The organism is Burkholderia sp. L27(2015) (assembly GCF_009765705.1).
In the GTDB taxonomy this organism is placed as follows: domain Bacteria; phylum Pseudomonadota; class Gammaproteobacteria; order Burkholderiales; family Burkholderiaceae; genus LMUX01.
In genome coordinates this window covers 1,123,026-1,138,905 of the sequence record NZ_LMUX01000021.1, presented here as the reverse complement: position 1 = coordinate 1,138,905, position 15,880 = coordinate 1,123,026, and the positions used below count along the sequence as shown (strand labels likewise).

The window sequence follows — 15,880 nt, the reverse complement described above, 5'->3', positions numbered from 1 at the left end:
CAATGCCGCATTCGAGGGCGCCATGCACCGCATTGCACGGCCGCCATCCGGGTTCGCTCGGTGCGCGCGGCTACGCGGTCGCGCGAGGGTAAAAATGAGGTGACGACATGGCACGGCGCTTGCGTCGCATGTCGGGATACTTCCTCTGCACAACCCTCGTTCCGGATATTCGATGAAGCTACCGTCCGAACCCGCAGTGCTGCACGGAGCACCGGTCCAGCGCATTATCAAAGTGCGTCGTGACTACAACACATGGGTCGCTGACGAAACGATCGAGGACTACGCGCTGCGCTTCACCCCGCGCGCTTTTCGCAAATGGTCGGAATTCCGTGTCGCCAACACGGCCTTCGGCGCGATTTCCTTTCTCGCGCTGGAAGCGATCGGCGGCTCGATCACCGTGCGCTACGGATTCACCAATGCGCTGTGGGCGATCCTGTTCGTCAGCGTGATCATTTTTGTGACGAGTTTGCCGATCAGCTATTACGCCGCCAAGTTCGGCGTCGATATGGATTTGCTCACGCGCGGCGCCGGCTTCGGCTATATCGGCTCGACCATCACCTCGCTGATCTATGCGTCGTTCACGTTTATCTTCTTCGCGCTGGAAGCGGCCATCATGGCGCTGGCGCTGCAGCTCTATTTCAAGATCCCGATTTCGTTGAGCTACCTGATCTGCGCGGCCATCGTGATCCCGTTCGTCACTCACGGCATTACGCTGATCAGCCGTCTGCAAGCGTTCACTCAACCGCTATGGATCGTGCTGCTGTTGCTGCCTTACGGTGCCGTGATCTGGAAAGAACCCGGCCTGCTGCGGGAATTGCCGAGCTTTATCGGCAATGGCGGCAGCGAAGGACATTTCGAGTTGCTGATGTTCGGCTCGGCCAGCACGGTGCTGATCTCGATGATTGCGCAAGTCGGCGAGCAGGTCGACTTCCTGCGGTTCCTGCCTGAGCGCACCGCGCTCAACAAGCGCCGCTGGACCCTGAGCATGCTCACCGCCGGCCCCGGATGGATCGTCCTTGGGGTAGCGAAACTGCTAGGCGGCGCTTTTCTCGCCTTCCTCGCGATCCAGCATGAAGTGCTGCCCGACCGTGCGGTCGAGCCGACCCAGATGTACCTGGTCGCGTATAAATACGTGTTCAGCTCGCCCGAGTGGGCGCTGGTGATCACCACGTTCTTTATCATTCTGTCGCAGCTCAAGATCAATGTGACCAATGCGTATGCGGGTTCGCTCGCGTGGTCCAACTTTTTTGCACGACTCACCCACAGCCATCCAGGGCGCGTCGTGTGGCTGGTGTTCAACGTCCTGATCGCATTCATGCTGATGGAGTTGGGCGTATTTCGGGCGCTTGAGCAGGTGCTGGGGCTTTATTCGAATATCGCGATCAGTTGGGTCGGTGCGGTGGTCGCCGACTTGGTCATCAATAAACCGCTGGGCCTGAGCCCGAAAGGCATCGAGTTCAAGCGCGCGCATTTATACGATATCAACCCCGTTGGCGTGGGCGCCATGCTGATTGCCTCGTTCGTGTCGATTCTTGCGTTTTCACATGTCTTGGGAGAAACCGCGCACGCGTTTTCCGCGTTGATTGCGCTGGGCACCGCCCTGGTCACGGCTCCCGCGATCGCCTGGGCCACCGGCGGCAAGTACTACATCGCGCGCGCACCGGTCACGTTTGCGGGCGTGCCGTTGGGCAAAGGCTACCGATCCGTGCGCTGCTGCATCTGCGACAAGACCTACGAAACGGAGGACATGGCGCACTGCCCGGCCTACGACGGCCCGATCTGCTCGCTGTGCTGTACGCTGGACGCACGCTGCCACGATCTCTGCAAGCCCGGCGCTCGCCTGTCGGAACAGGCGAACGCGGTAATGCGCTGGCTCCTGCCAAAATCCTGGTCAACTCAGTTCAACACGCGCATCGGCCAGTATTTGCTGCTGTTCGGACTGATGATGGTGGTGCTGAGTGCGATCCTCGGCTTGGTCTATACGCAGGAGTCCGTGCTCGTCAACGAGCTGTCGCCCGCCGTCAACATGTTGCTGCGCGCGTCTTTTCTAAAAATATTCGCGGTGTTGTCGCTGGCAGGCGGAATCGGTTGCTGGTGGTTCGTGCTGACGGCGGAGAGCCGCCGTGTCGCGCAAGAGGAATCGAATCGGCAGACACATTTGCTGCTTGAGGAAATCGATGCGCACCAACGCACCGATGCACAATTGCAAAGCGCCAAGCAAGTGGCCGAAAAAGCCAACTTGGCGAAAAGCCGATATATCACCGGCATCAGCCACGAACTGCGCACGCCGCTTAACAGCATCCTCGGTTATGCGCAGATGCTCGAAAGCGACGTCTCGATTCCGCCGCATCGACATCTTGCGCTCGCCGTTATCCGGCGCAGCGGCGAGCATCTGGTCTCCTTGATCGACGGGTTGCTCGATATTGCCAAGATAGAAACTGGCAAGATGACGCTGGAAGTCGAGGAGGTGCGCTTCCCGGCGTTTGTGACGCAACTGGCCGATATGGTCAGCCTGCAGGCGCACGCCAAGGGCATCGTCTTCTCCTATGAAGCGCCGCTTAATCTGCCCTTTGCCGTGCGCGCCGACAAGAAACGCGTGGGCCAGATACTCATCAATATCCTCGGCAATGCGGTGAAGTTTACCGATGCCGGCCAGGTCACATTGCGTCTGCAATATCGGCGCGAGATGGCCATCTTCGAAGTGGCCGATTCGGGCGTAGGCATCAACGATGAGGACCTGAAACGGATTTTCCTGCCGTTCGAGCGCGGCACCAATGCGCCGGGCGGCTCGGAAAACGGCACTGGCCTGGGCCTGACGATCGCCAAGATGCTCACGGACGTGATGGGCGGCACGCTGACGCTCACGAGCAAGCCCGGTCACGGCAGCGTGTTTCGCGTTCAGTTGTTCCTGCCGGAAGTGCGGGATCCCAAGCCCGTACAAGCGCTCCCCAAACTGCCGATCGGCGGCTACGCCGGCGCGCCGCGCCGAGTGCTGGTGGTCGATAACGAACCGGTCGATCGCGAGCTGCTGGTCAAACTGCTGGAACCGCTCGGTTTCGTGGTGGAGGAGGCGGCTTCCGGTATCGAGGCGTTGCGCGCCGTTTCGGCTTTCGCGCCCGATTTGATCCTGCTCGACATCGGCATGCCGATGCTCGACGGTTGGGAAACCGCGCGGCTACTGCGCGCCAATTTGATGAGCAACGCACCCATCATCGTGGTATCGGCCAATGCGTTCGACAAGGGTCGGAAAAACGAGGCGGGCATCCGCTATGAAGACTTTTTGGTCAAACCCGTCAACGTCGTCGAGTTGCTTGAATTGATCCGCGACAGGTTGGACTTGCGGTGGGTGCCGGTGCCGGAAGTCGGTTTTGGGCTGGGCGCAGAAGGAAGCGCGGACTCGGGCGAGCGCTCGGTCACAAGCTTGTTGGCGCCGCCCACGGCGCTGCTGCACAGCTTGCATGAGTTGGGCAGCCTCGGTTATGTACGCGGCATTCTGGACAAGCTCAGCGAGATCGAAAGACTCGATCCCGCCTACGAAGTTTTCACCGGGACTTTGCGCGCGCACGTTGAGCGCTTCGACCTGCCCGAATATTTACGACACGTTGAAAGAACCCTGCGGACCTCCGATGCTACGTCCTGACCCACTCAGCGATGTCGTCCTGATCGTCGACGATGCGCCTGAAAATCTCTCCATCCTGCATACCTTGCTCGATGAATCCGGTTACACCGTGCTGGTCGCAACCGATGGTGCGGGTGCTCTGGACCGCGCGCGCCGCCTGCCGCCCGACTTGATCTTGCTCGATGCCGTGATGCCCGGCCTCGACGGCTTCGAGACTTGTCGCAGACTCAAGGAGGATCTTGAAACCCGCACGATTCCGGTCGTGTTCATGACGGGGCTGGCGGAAACCGAGGACATCCTGAAGGGGTTCCAGGCCGGCGGAGTGGACTACATCACCAAGCCGATCCGTCCTGCCGAAGTCATGGTGCGCATCGCGTCACACCTGCGCAATTCGCGGCTGGTGGCACAGACCCGTGCAGCGATGGATGCGGCGGGGCAAGCGGTGGTCGCGGTCGATCTGAGCGGCGAGGTGTTGTGGCTTACGCCGCTGGCGCAATCGTGGCTGCGCACTTCGCTCGACGTCGATGGTCGATTGCCGGCCACGCTATGCCGCTGGTTGAACGAAGCGCTGGAAGTGGCCGAGGTAAAGCCGTTCGAACTGCTGGCGCAGGGCGAGCATCTGGTATTCAGCCGGTTGCGACGTGGAGCGCATGGCGAGGAGTTGCTGCTGATTCAGCGCAAGGCCGGCGCGCCTGAACCCGCAGCGCTGATGCAGGCGTTCCGCTTGACGCCGCGCGAAGCCGATGTGTTGTACTGGGCTGCGCTGGGTAAAACCAATCGCGACATCGCCGATATTCTTGGCATGAGTCCCCGCACGGCAAACAAACATCTGGAGCATGTGTTTGAAAAACTGGGCGTGGAAACGCGGACCGCGGCGGCACGGATGGCATTGAACGTGGTGGCGCCGACGATGCAGTAAATACGGCGAAACGGGTAGGGAGAAAACGGGTAGGGAGAAAACGGGTACCGAGAAAAGGCAATGAGGCAATGAGGCAATGCGCACGGCGCGGTGAAAACAGCGCCGTGGGTAGGGGCGCCGCACCCGTGCAATGAAGCAGCACAGTGAGCCTGGCCAGACCGGCGTTGCCCGGTCCATGGCCAGGGCAATCCTTACTCGACTTTGCCGGGACGGCCGGTCTTCAGATTTTCGACCGCGGCCACCACTTCGATCAAGCGTTTGATCGGCAGTGCGCTGAGCGCTTGCAAGCCCGCGCGCAGCAGTTCGCTCTTCTTCGCAGATATCCCCGCGCTCATGCATTTGCGCTTGAGTTCGGCGATTCTTTGATAATCGCTTTCAGGCATCGTGAAGCTGTCGCGCACCACTTTCTTTTTCTTCTTGTCGTCTTTAGGCGCAGCGTCTTTGCTTTTTGCGGAGACGGCTTTCGCGGCATCGACCTTTTTAGCTACGGGCGCTTTTGCCGCTACGGTCGACTTCTTCGTTGCATCGCCGGCGGCGGTTGCCGGCTTCGGCGTCGGCGCCTTTTTCACTGCGGCGACTTTCTTGGTCGAGTCGGCATTCTTCGCCGTCGCGGCTTTCTTTACGGGCGTCGTGGCTTTCGCGGAAACCTCTTTTTTGACCGCGGCAGGCTTGGCAGCTTTGACTTTGCGGGCTGCCGCCGAAGTTGGGCTCACCTTGCCATTCAGGGGGCTTTCGGCTTGTGCCTTGGCCATTTGCGGTGCTGTGCTGCTTGCTACGACGGCTTTGGGATCGACGGTTTGCATAACGCTCTCGGTAGTTTTGATCACAATAATATATACCGTATATACCGTTTATACAAATTTCGCAAAATAAGAGGAGCCAGGCCGCGCATGCGCGGCCTTTTACTTAGTTAGAACGCACCCATGAAATCGCGCTTGCCGAGTTCCACGCCGTTATGGCGCAGGATCGCGTAGACGGTCGTCACATGGAAGAAGAATTGCGGCAAGCCATAGCTGAGCAGATAGGACTGGCCGGTAAAGCGCTTCTCCTTCGGCGTACCCGGACGGGTCACGATTTCGCGCGCTTCCTGACCATCGATCTGAGCAGGCGTGAAACGCTCGGTGAACGCCAGCGATTCGCGGACCAAGGTATGCAGGTCTTCGAAGCTTTGCTGCTTGTCTTCGTATTTCGGCACTTCGGCGCCGGCCAGTCGCGCCGAGACGCCACGCGCGAAGTCAGCCGCGATCTGTACCTGACGCAGTAACGGAAACATATCCGGGAATAGCCGCGCCTGCAGCAAGGCGTCGGGCTCGATATTTTTTGCGACCGCGTGCTCCTGCGCCTTGGTCAGGTTGGCATCCAGGGCATCCAGCATTTGTTTGAAAACCGGAACGGAGCTGGCATAAAGGGAGATCGTCATGGAACGTCCTAAGGTAAGTGTGTGGGGATTATAAACAGATGAAGCGCGAGCGCCCGCTCGGGCGTTCAGCGTTGAACGGTGCACGCGTGGTTAGGCGCAGGTTAGGCGTGGGTCGCGCGCAGGTCAGGTCTTGGTGTCTTGGCGATGAAGCCTACGCCGCTTGTTTCCCGGAGGGCGCCGCGGCTTGCTTGGCCGCGACCTCCACCTGCCAGCCGCTGAGCCACTCGACAAACTTGGCCGCCGGCAACGGGCGGCTGACGTGGAAGCCCTGCACCAGGTCGCAGCTCAGCGTGGCGAGCTGCTGCATGACGTCTTCGGTCTCCACGCCTTCCGCGACCACCTTGAGCCCCATGTTGTGGCCCAGGTCGATGGTCGAGCGTACGATGACCATGTCATCCTTGTCGCTCGACATGTTCAGGATAAACGACTTGTCGATCTTGATTTCGTCGACCGGAAGACGCTTCAAATACGCGAGCGACGAATAGCCGGTGCCGAAATCGTCAATCGACAGGCGCAAGCCGAGTTCATGCAGTCGGTCCAGCGTCAGCATCGCGTTGACCGGGTCATCCATCACGGCGCTTTCGGTGATTTCTATCCAGATCCATTCCGGCGAAATCTCGTACTTTCTCATCAATCGTTCGAAATATTCGGGTAGTTCCGCGTGTAGCAAATCGCGCGCCGAAACATTGATCGAGACACTGATCTCGACGCCATCGGCTCGCCACGCGGCACACTGGCGCAACGCTTCATTGATGACCCAGCGCGAGAGTACCTTGATATAACCGGTCTGTTCCGCAAATGGAATGAAATGGTCCGGCGGAATAAAACCGCGCTCCGGATGGTTCCAGCGCACCAGCGCTTCGACGTATTTGACCGAATAGTTCGACAGGTCCACCTTGGGCTGATAGTGCAACATCAGCTCGCTGTTTTCGACCGCGCGGCGCAGATCGCTCATGAGCGACAGTCGTGCAGGACTGTGCTGGTCGTCTTCGGCGTTATATACCGCACAGCCCCGATTACCGCGCTTGGCGGTATACATCGCCACGTCGGCACGGCGCATCAGCGTATTCAGATCCTCGCCATGGATCGGATAGCCGACGATGCCGATACTGGCGCCGACATCGACCGAATGACCATCGATGGTGAACTGCGCGTCGAGCGCCGCCATCATGCGACGCGCCACGCCCTCGGCGCCCTCGCGATCGGTTTCCGGCAACAGCACCGCGAACTCGTCGCCACCGAGCCGCGCAACCAGGTCACGCTTGCGCGCAAGCGTGGCGCTCAGGCGTGCGCCGACTTCGCGCAGCAGCAAGTCGCCCATATGGTGACCCAGCGTATCGTTGACCAGCTTGAAGCGGTCCAGATCCATGATCATCAACGCAAACGACTGACCCAATTTGCCCGCCTGAACAATGCTTTGCTCGACGCGATCCGAGAACAACACGCGATTGGGCAAACCGGTCAGCGGATCCTGGTACGCCAGATCGAGAATCTTGCGCTCGTGCTCCACCAAGCCGTCGCGCATGCTGTTGAAGGTTTTGGCCAATTCGCCGATTTCGTCATCGGAGACGATCGTGACCGGCTCGGAATAGTCGCCGCGGCCCAGCCGCTGAGCGAAGCGCGATAGCATTGCAATCGGCTTGGTGATACTGCGCGCGGTGAAGACGCTGACGACAATCGAGATGATGAAGCCGATCACCGAAATGAGCAGCAGAATCGACTGCAAATGCCTGAACGGTGCCATGGCCTGATCGAGCGAGCGCTGTAACACCGCGACCACCTGCTGGCCGGCCAACTGCAGCGGAATAACGCGGGCGCCATAGGTTTCGTCCGGCAAATCGAGTTCGGCGTTGCCGGCCGCGACTTTCATCTGCTTGAACGCGGCTTCGACCTGCGCGCCACGTTGTTCCGCAAGCGATGTCGCCAGCAAACTCCAATCGCCGCCGTTACTTTTGCTCAGGAACGATACGTCCAGCGAGGTCAAGTCGCTCAAGCGGCTGGCCAGTACGTCGTCGACTTCGAAACCCATCGTGACCCAGGCGATCGGTAGCGGCGCCAGCACCGGCACGGCCACCAACTGGTATAGGTGCCCGTCGACGAGGCCGACCATCGAGGCACTGCCCTCGCGTCGCGCGTTGTTAATCAGGTTGGGAAAGGGAAACGGGGCACCGGCATAGCTTGCGCCGCGGGTATCCGCAATCAGGACGTTATCCAGACCGACCAGCATCACCAGGTTGGCTTTGATGCGCTCGCCCTGATTTTTGAGAGCCGATGCGACGGTTTCGCTGTCGCGACTGGCTACCGCGGCGCGAAAACCGAAATCGGCGGCGGTAACCGTTGCCGCCTGACGGAGTTTTTCATCGTCGGACTGCAGTAACTGATTGAAAACTTTTTCCGATACGCTCAGCTCGTTATTAACCGTTCTGCGCGCATTGGAATAAATAGCGGTTGAAATGACGGAAAAACCCGCAATTTGGATGACCAAAAGCAGCACCGCGAAAACCAGCGCGATACGAGTGTGCAGGTGGTGAATCCGTATTGCCATACTTATTATTCTTTAGTTACCAACGGCATCAAGAGGAACTGTTACGTTTTGGTCGCTCTGCACCGAAATGCGACGCATTACCGGTGACGCGCCATCTGCAAGACTATAATGCCACGCTTTCACGTCGTAGTCGCCCGGCACTAACCCTTCCAAATGAGCCACGCCTTTCGCATCGGTCTTAGCGAAGTAAGGTGTATCGACAACCATGACATAAGCAATCATCTGATCATGGATATTACAGCCGATAGTGACCAGGCCCGATTTATCAAAAAGAATCGGTTTGGCCGGCACACCTGAATAAAGTTTGAGTTCGAAGGTTTTGGCCGGAGAGAACGAGTACACGTCGTGTCCTATCGAATCTTTGTTTGGAAACGATATGTCGGTGCCAGTCTGGACGATCGTCATTTTCGGCACAAAACTTTTGTTGATCTGAACGATATTGACCAGCGGTTGCGGCTTTAGCTGCACTTTCGTGTTGACTGGTGTCGCATAGACCACGGCATCCGCAAGGGGCGCTCCTGTTTTGCCGACCACATCGACCTGCAGTGTTAGCGCGGCGGCATTACCGCAAATTAACAACGCGCCGGCCGTGGCCGCCCATCGTAGCTGCCCGAAAAAAGTCATTGTTGTTGAATCCGTTCCGAATGATGTGCAGCGTTTGAACGCCGCGTGGTCTACAAGATGGCGGGTGCCTATCTTTCCTCGACATCGTGGTACATCGGTGCCAATTTCGCGAGCAATTTGTTTTGATCGCGAAACGGGACATGGTGTTTATCCATCGCCAGTTGCAAATCTTCGATCAACGCATAATAAGCCGCACGATCGACCGCCAGGCCTTGATGAGCTTCTTTCATCGAGCGTCCCGTATAGACACACGGGCCGCCTGTCAGCAGACATATCTGTTCCGTTAGTTTTTGCTTGAATCGCTTGAACGACGTGCCCTCGAAATAGGTTTTGGTACGCGGATCGGCCTGAACATTGATGATCAAATCATCGACGACCGCCGCAATCCCCTCTCTACCGCCAAATGCCTGATATACCTTATCATCTTCCGCATGCGCGCGTGAGCCCGGCAACAACAGCGCCAAGCCGAGCACGGCGCCCAGTAACGTGAACATGCCGCGCCGCGAGGTACGGCGCGCGGGTTTCTCGATGAGCCTCAGCGTATGCATCTTCTAGAATCCGACCTGTGCAGAAATATAAAAGCCATGCTGATTTTTCAGCGTGGCGATATCGCCCAGTTGCACATAGGCAGCTGTTAGCGAAACGTATTTGTTAATGGTCCAAGCGACGAACGCATCGTAAGCGTTTTGCTCGGCCGCGAACGTCAGATTATTGGGTTTGGTTCGATATTCGGCGCCGATTGCGACGTGCCGCGACAGCAAATACGCCACAGACCCTTCGAATTCGGGCTGATAGCGGTTGTTCTTGTCCCCGCCGAACCCGAGCAAGCCGAACTGGTTCGCCTTGGTCATCCGCACCGTGCCGCTGACGAGCACGCTTTGCGCCAGGAGCAGCTTCGTGGCGCTGAGGTAAAAGTCGGTGCCCGAATCGCTTTTGGCGCCGACCGCCGCGACGACATTGCCCTGCTCGTTATGCTTGTATTGCACCCCAGCCGCAATTTGCGGGAGCCATGTGTCCTGATCCAGAACCGCGTCGCCCAGCAATCTTACTTTCAAACCGACGATGTCTTGATTGAGCTTGAACCCCGATCCCAGACCCAGCGCGGTACCGAGCGCTCGCGTATCGAACGTCTGTTTCGCCAACGATAGCTCCACCCGATCGGAGATGCCAATGGATACACCGTAGGTGTTGAGGGAAAAGTCCTGGGTCTTGATGTACGTGTCGTGAACGTTGCCGCCGACCTGCTTTTCCGTGGAGTACCCCGAAATGACCGCCCACGGCGCCAAGCCGCCGCCCGCCGCGCCTTCCACGTTCGATACCCCCTGCGTCAGCAACAGGCGTCCACTGATGATGCTGGTGGGTGGAATGGCGGCTGAAGTGTTCGACGAATCCTCGCTATTCGCAGCAATAGCGCGCGGCACCTCAGCGACAGCGTCGGCCGCGCTGCCCACCGAACTGTATGCCATCGCACAACCTGCCATTGCCCCGAGACCGATCAGTTTGTCGAAGCGCTTGTCGAGACATTCCCGCTTCATGGCCCACTGCACAGTCCACTTTTGAGCCCACTGCGCAGCCCGCTTTATATGTCTGTTCTTTCTTGGATTCAGCACTATTTATTGGCAACTCTCTTGCTCTCGAGACCCGCTTATTCGCCGTGATCCCGATTGTCCAGCGACCCAAGTTTTGCGAAACGCTGTGTGCGCCGCTTGGGGACAAAGCGAGGCCGCATCAGATGATGGTTAGGCATCGAAAATATTGCACGCTCTTACACGATATCGGTATCCCATCCTTTTTCTTAAATTTAAAAGCCGGTTCCTCCTCGGTAAGGACCGGGCTCATGCGACGCATCGAGGGCATCGCCACTGCGGCACGTTGTCACAACACCCCGGTGAAACCGTCTTCCCAGGCATAAGCGCGGCGCAATGACGCACGGCCAACAGGCGCTCAGACGAGGTGTTGCGCCTATATTCAACTCACGTTCAGGAGCATGCCTGCTCGTGCCAGTCCGCTTGCGCGAACGCGGTATGCAACAACGAACCCGCCCGTCATTTATTTTTTTGGATGTCAGTCACCATGTCAGTGGACTCCATAGTCAATTTATCGCGCGCGCAATTTGCGATGACCGCGCTCTTCCATATTCTTTGGCCGATTCTGACCATCAGCCTCTCTGCGTTCCTCTTCCTCGTCGAAGCGATGTGGGTGCGCACCCGGGACGTGATGTATTACCGCCATGCGCGTTTCTGGGCCAAATTGCTCGTGCTGAATTTCGCCGTTGGCGTTGTCAGCGGCATCCCGATGGAGTTTCAGTTCGGCACTAACTGGGAAGGGTTTTCGCGCTATACCGGCGAGTTTTTCGGCAACATCCTCGGCTTCGAAGGTGCGATGGCGTTCATGCTCGAAGCCGGCTTTATCGGCGTGATGTTGTATGGCTGGGGCCGCGTGCCGCGCGGCGTGCATTTGTTCGCCACGGGGATGGTGGCCTTGGGTTCCTCGATATCGGCGTTCTGGATCATGGTCGCCAACTCGTGGATGCAGACGCCCGCGGGCGTGACGCTGACCGACGGCAAGTTGATCGTCACCGACTACCTCGCAGCGATTTTCAACCCGGATATGGTCTGGGGCGTCGGGCATATGTGGGTTGCCGCGCTGGAGACCGGCGCGTTCGTCATCGCCGGCATCTCGGCGTTCTATCTGTATCGGCGCCGCAACCCGGAGTTTTTCCTGCGCTCGTTCAAGCTCGCTTTGGCCGCCTTGCTGGTGATCGCACCGCTGCAGATATGGCTAGGGGACTCCAGCGGCGGCGACGTCTTTCGTAGCCAGCCGGCCAAAGGCGCAGCCATCGAAGGGTTTTGGCATACCAACAAGCCCGGCGAAGGCGCAGCGTGGGCTTTGCTGGCTTGGCCCAATCAGGCCGAACAAAAAAACGACTGGGCGCTGGAGCTGCCCAATATGCTCAGCGTGCTGGGTACGCACAGCCTCACCGGCCGCGTGACAGGCCTCGCTGACATTCCCCGTGCAGACCAGCCGCCTATGCTACCCCTGCTGTTTTACGCGTTTCGGGCGATGGCCGGCATCGGCTTCTGGTTCATGCTGCTGGCGTTCTGGAGCGCGTTCGTCTGGCGCAAAACACGCGGGCGCCTGGAGGCTATGCTCACTCATCGCGCTTTGCTACTGGCATGGGTGTTCAGTATTCCGCTGCCATACCTTGCGGTCGAAGCCGGCTGGATCATCCGAGAAGTCGGCCGCCAACCATGGTCCGTATATGGCTTGCTGCGCACGGCCGATAGCGCGTCTAACGTACCTGTCGCGACGATCTCCGCCAGCATGGTCATGTTCTTCTTGTTCTACCTGGTGCTGATCTCGACGTTTTTCATATTCGCCCGCAAATGGCTCAAGCAAGGCCCCGATCTGGCGGCCACGCCGCCCGTATTCACAGCCTTGCGCGCGGCGCAGCACTAAGCCCATGGTCCTCCCCCACGCGTACGTTTCTATTGTAAGGATGCTGTGATGAATGCAACTGCACCCACGACTTTGATCCAGATCTGGTTTTGCCTGATCGGACTCATGCTGGTGTTGTATGTCGTAACCGATGGCTTCGATCTCGGCATCGGGATCCTGAGTCTGGTGACCTCTGAAGAGAAAGACCGCAGCATGATGATGCAAACCATCGGCCATGTCTGGGACGCCAATGAGACCTGGCTGGTCGTGCTGGGGGGCGCACTGTTCGGCGCTTTTCCGAGCGCTTATGCGATGCTGTTGTCGCAGCTTTATGTGCCCGTGATGGTCATGATCGGCGGCTTGATCCTGCGCGGCGCCTCGATCGAATTCCGTCATCCCGCACATCGCAGGCGCTGGTGGGACATCGGGTTTGGGGTAGGTAGCGTGATTGCGGCCTTATCCCAAGGCGTGATCCTCGGACGCGTCATTACCGGCCTGGCGCCTGGCGCAGTCAGTGGCGCCTTCACGACACTGACTGCGCTTGGGGTTGCATCCGGTTACGCGCTGTTGGGCGCAACTTACCTGATTCAAAAAACTTCGGGCAATCTCGAACACACTGCGCGCAAGTATGCAATCGCGAGCGCTCTGACCACGGTAGCCGCTGCGATCCTCGTCTCCGCGGGCACGATGGTGCTGAGTCCCGTCGCACATTCGCGCTGGGCCCAACCGCAGATCTTTCAGATGCTGCTCGTTCTCGGCGCGATCTCCGCGCTGGCGTTTGGCTGGGTACTCTATGCAACGCAACGCGGTGGCGTGCAGTCGCCGTTTCGCGCATCGGTATTGTTGTTCGTCGCTTCGTTCGGCGGCCTGGCGCTCAGCCTTTTTCCCGATCTGATTCCGGGCAAGCTCAGTCTTGTTCAGGCAGCCTCGAGTTCATCGACGCTGGTGTTCATGTTGATCGGGATCGGCGTGTTGTTCCCGGTGATGATGGGCTACAACTTTTATCAGTATTTTGTGTTTCGCGGCAAGATGGAGCCGCAGCAGCATTGAAACCCGTCGGGGCGATTGCAGCTATTGGAGGCGCGGAAGGGGCGATGGAGGGCGCTATTCGGGCGTCGTTTGCTGCGCCAAGAAATGCTGGATGATGCCATGTGAATAGACACTGGCGACCTCATTGAGGAAGAGCGAAAACGAATCCGTCGCGCCATCGTCGGCGGAGTCGGAAATGGTGCGCATCACAGCGAACGGCAGGTCATATTCGTAGCAGACCTGGGCGATGGCGCCCCCCTCCATTTCAACCGCCAACGCATCGGGAGCCGAAGCACGCAGGCCCATGCGGGCGCTGTCGTCAGAGATGAACTGATCGCCGCTGGCAATCAGCCCGAGACGCACGACCGGCGTGTGCTTGACGAGTGTCCAGTCATGTTCGGCGCGCAGCGCCGGCAGACTCAACTCGACAAAATTGCGCGCCGCCCGCGCGAGCGCTTGTGTGAGCGTCGGGCACGGCAGGAAGCGGTCGAGCCCGAGCAGCGGAATCTGATGCCGCGGAAATAGCGGCGAGGCGTCCATGTCGTGTTGCATCAGGCTGTCGGCAATCACAATATCGCCCACTCGCAAGCCCGCGCCCAGGCCACCTGCGACGCCTGTGAAAACGATCCCGCGCACGCCGAATTCATGGATCAACGCGGCCGCGGTGGCCGCCGCCGCAACCTTGCCGATACGCGCCAGCGTAACGACACAGGGGCTGCCCCACAGCCGGCCGACGTAATATTGCCGCCGGCCGCTGGCCACCACTCGCATGTGCGGATCCTGCTGCAACTGTTCGATCAGTTGTGCAATCTCCTGAGGCAAGGCTGCGACGATGCCTAATGGCGCGATGGAAGCGGGAGCCACAGAAGCGCCGGCGCCGGAAGCGTCGGCAGCGACAGAGGATGCATAAGGAGATGCAACGGACATGGCGTCATTGAGCGGGATGAGGTGCGCGAAAGTTTAACCCAACCACGTTAGAATGGGCGCGCCGGCACGGGAGTGCCCTACTTTATTCCAAGCGATAGTGCGCAATGAATAGTTTGAGAGGGAAGGTTTGATTATGGCGTGGACATTTGGCGTCGCCAGTATTGCTCTACTTATCTGGGTGTATCTGGGCGTGCTGCGTGGCGGCTTCTGGCAAGTCCGCCTGCCGCTCGCCGCAGCGGCGCCCTCAGTGTGGCCGAGCGTCGTCGCCGTGGTACCGGCGCGCGACGAAGCGGATGTGATTGCGCAGTCGCTCGGTACGCTGCTGACTCAAGATTATCCTGGCACCTTTCATGTCATGCTGGTCGATGACCACAGCAGCGACGGCACAGGGGCCACGGCGGCCGCTGCCGCCGCAAAGCTGGGTCGCACGGACCGGCTGACGATCGTTGCCGCCCGCGACTTGCCGCCCGGTTGGGCCGGCAAGGTCTGGGCGCAGTCCGAAGGGCTTGCGAGTGCCAAGGCGCAGTTCCCACAGGCGGAATATTTTTTCCTGACCGATGCCGATATCGGTCATGCGACAACCACCGTGCAACGACTGGTTGCCCGAGCGCAGGCCGAGCAACGCGTGCTGACCTCGTTGATGGTGCGTCTGCGCTGCGAGTCCTTCGCCGAACGCATGCTGATTCCGGCCTTTGTATTTTTCTTCGCGAAGCTGTATCCGTTCGCCCAAGTCAACGATATTCGCAGCAAGGTGGCCGCTGCCGCCGGCGGATGCATGTTGGCTCGTGCCGACGCCCTGGAACGCATCGGCGGGATCGCCGCGATCAAGGACGCCCTGATCGACGATTGCGCACTGGCGGCCAAGATGAAGCAGCAAGGTTCGATCCGCCTGGATCTGGCGCAGGACAGTTATTCGCTGCGACGCTATGAAGACGCGGCCAGCATCTGGAATATGATCGCCCGCACAGCCTTTACTCAGTTGGGCTATTCGCCTTTGCTGCTGGCGGGCACCGTGTTGGGCATGGCGCTGACCTATCTGGCACCGCCCGTGCTGACATTGACGTGCGGCTGGGCAGCGTGGCCCGCGATCCTGGCATGGCTGTTGATGATGGCGATGTATTGCCCGATGCTGCGTTATTACCGCCAACCGCTTTGGTGGACTGCGCTGCTGCCCTTGACCGCGCTGTTCTATCTGGCTGCCACGCTGGCCTCGGCATGGCGCTATTGGCGAGGCCGTGGCGGACAATGGAAAGGTCGTGCGCAGGCCACGCCTAAGCGATAGGGCCCAAAACCAGAGCCACATATCGGAGCAAGCACCGGAGCAAGACGGGTTTGAACACCGGGCATGGGCTCCCAGGC

12 protein-coding genes are annotated in these 15,880 nt (G+C 59.3%); 5 read left to right on the top strand and 7 right to left on the bottom strand.

All coding sequences use genetic code 11. From position 1 onward, the window contains the following. Nucleotides 1–172: 172 nt before the first annotated feature. A complete protein-coding gene (locus tag GSQ77_RS23500) occupies nucleotides 173–3,640 on the top strand; it encodes an ATP-binding protein (RefSeq protein WP_158905310.1) in 3,468 nt (1,155 codons plus the stop codon). Next, complete coding sequence (locus GSQ77_RS23495; protein WP_158905308.1) at nucleotides 3,627–4,538, top strand: response regulator; 912 nt, start codon at nucleotides 3,627–3,629, stop codon at nucleotides 4,536–4,538. The genes GSQ77_RS23500 and GSQ77_RS23495 overlap by 14 nt, the downstream gene beginning before the upstream one ends. Before the next feature lie 191 nt (nucleotides 4,539–4,729). On the opposite strand, the gene GSQ77_RS29650 is transcribed toward GSQ77_RS23495, so the two are convergent. From GSQ77_RS29650 to GSQ77_RS23465, 6 genes are all read right to left on the bottom strand, one after another. After that, the gene (locus GSQ77_RS29650) at nucleotides 4,730–5,341 is read right to left on the bottom strand and encodes a hypothetical protein (RefSeq protein WP_254067754.1); all 612 of its coding nucleotides are present in this window, start codon (nucleotides 5,339–5,341) and stop codon (nucleotides 4,730–4,732) included. A gap of 107 nt (nucleotides 5,342–5,448) precedes the next feature. After that, complete coding sequence (locus GSQ77_RS23485; RefSeq protein WP_158905306.1) at nucleotides 5,449–5,958, bottom strand: DUF1993 family protein; 510 nt, start codon at nucleotides 5,956–5,958, stop codon at nucleotides 5,449–5,451. Between the two features lie 151 nt (nucleotides 5,959–6,109). Further along, the gene (locus GSQ77_RS23480; protein WP_254067753.1) at nucleotides 6,110–8,503 is read right to left on the bottom strand and encodes a bifunctional diguanylate cyclase/phosphodiesterase; all 2,394 of its coding nucleotides are present in this window, start codon (nucleotides 8,501–8,503) and stop codon (nucleotides 6,110–6,112) included. A gap of 12 nt (nucleotides 8,504–8,515) precedes the next feature. Continuing rightward, the gene (locus GSQ77_RS23475; protein ID WP_158905304.1) at nucleotides 8,516–9,127 is read right to left on the bottom strand and encodes a methylamine utilization protein; all 612 of its coding nucleotides are present in this window, start codon (nucleotides 9,125–9,127) and stop codon (nucleotides 8,516–8,518) included. A gap of 68 nt (nucleotides 9,128–9,195) precedes the next feature. Next, on the bottom strand, nucleotides 9,196–9,675 hold the full coding sequence (locus tag GSQ77_RS23470) for a group 1 truncated hemoglobin (RefSeq protein ID WP_254067752.1): 480 nt from the start codon (nucleotides 9,673–9,675) through the stop codon (nucleotides 9,196–9,198). 3 nt (nucleotides 9,676–9,678) lie between these two features. Continuing rightward, nucleotides 9,679–10,662, bottom strand: coding sequence for a DUF3034 family protein (locus tag GSQ77_RS23465; protein WP_254067751.1), 984 nt, complete (start codon nucleotides 10,660–10,662; stop codon nucleotides 9,679–9,681). 538 nt (nucleotides 10,663–11,200) lie between these two features. Between GSQ77_RS23465 and GSQ77_RS23460 the strand changes: the two genes are divergently transcribed. Continuing rightward, nucleotides 11,201–12,586 carry a cytochrome ubiquinol oxidase subunit I gene (locus GSQ77_RS23460; protein ID WP_158905302.1) on the top strand — a complete coding sequence of 462 codons (1,386 nt, stop codon included), beginning with the start codon at nucleotides 11,201–11,203 and terminating at the stop codon, nucleotides 12,584–12,586. 48 nt (nucleotides 12,587–12,634) lie between these two features. Further along, nucleotides 12,635–13,615 carry a cytochrome d ubiquinol oxidase subunit II gene (gene cydB / locus GSQ77_RS23455; protein WP_158905300.1) on the top strand — a complete coding sequence of 327 codons (981 nt, stop codon included), beginning with the start codon at nucleotides 12,635–12,637 and terminating at the stop codon, nucleotides 13,613–13,615. Between the two features lie 54 nt (nucleotides 13,616–13,669). Here cydB and GSQ77_RS23450 read toward each other — a convergent pair whose 3' ends face one another. Next, complete coding sequence (locus GSQ77_RS23450) at nucleotides 13,670–14,458, bottom strand: 5'-methylthioadenosine/adenosylhomocysteine nucleosidase (protein WP_254067750.1); 789 nt, start codon at nucleotides 14,456–14,458, stop codon at nucleotides 13,670–13,672. Between the two features lie 190 nt (nucleotides 14,459–14,648). Between GSQ77_RS23450 and GSQ77_RS23445 the strand changes: the two genes are divergently transcribed. Continuing rightward, nucleotides 14,649–15,803, top strand: a complete 1,155-nt coding sequence (locus tag GSQ77_RS23445; RefSeq protein WP_158905296.1) for a glycosyltransferase — start codon at nucleotides 14,649–14,651, stop codon at nucleotides 15,801–15,803. Nucleotides 15,804–15,880: the final 77 nt, after the last annotated feature.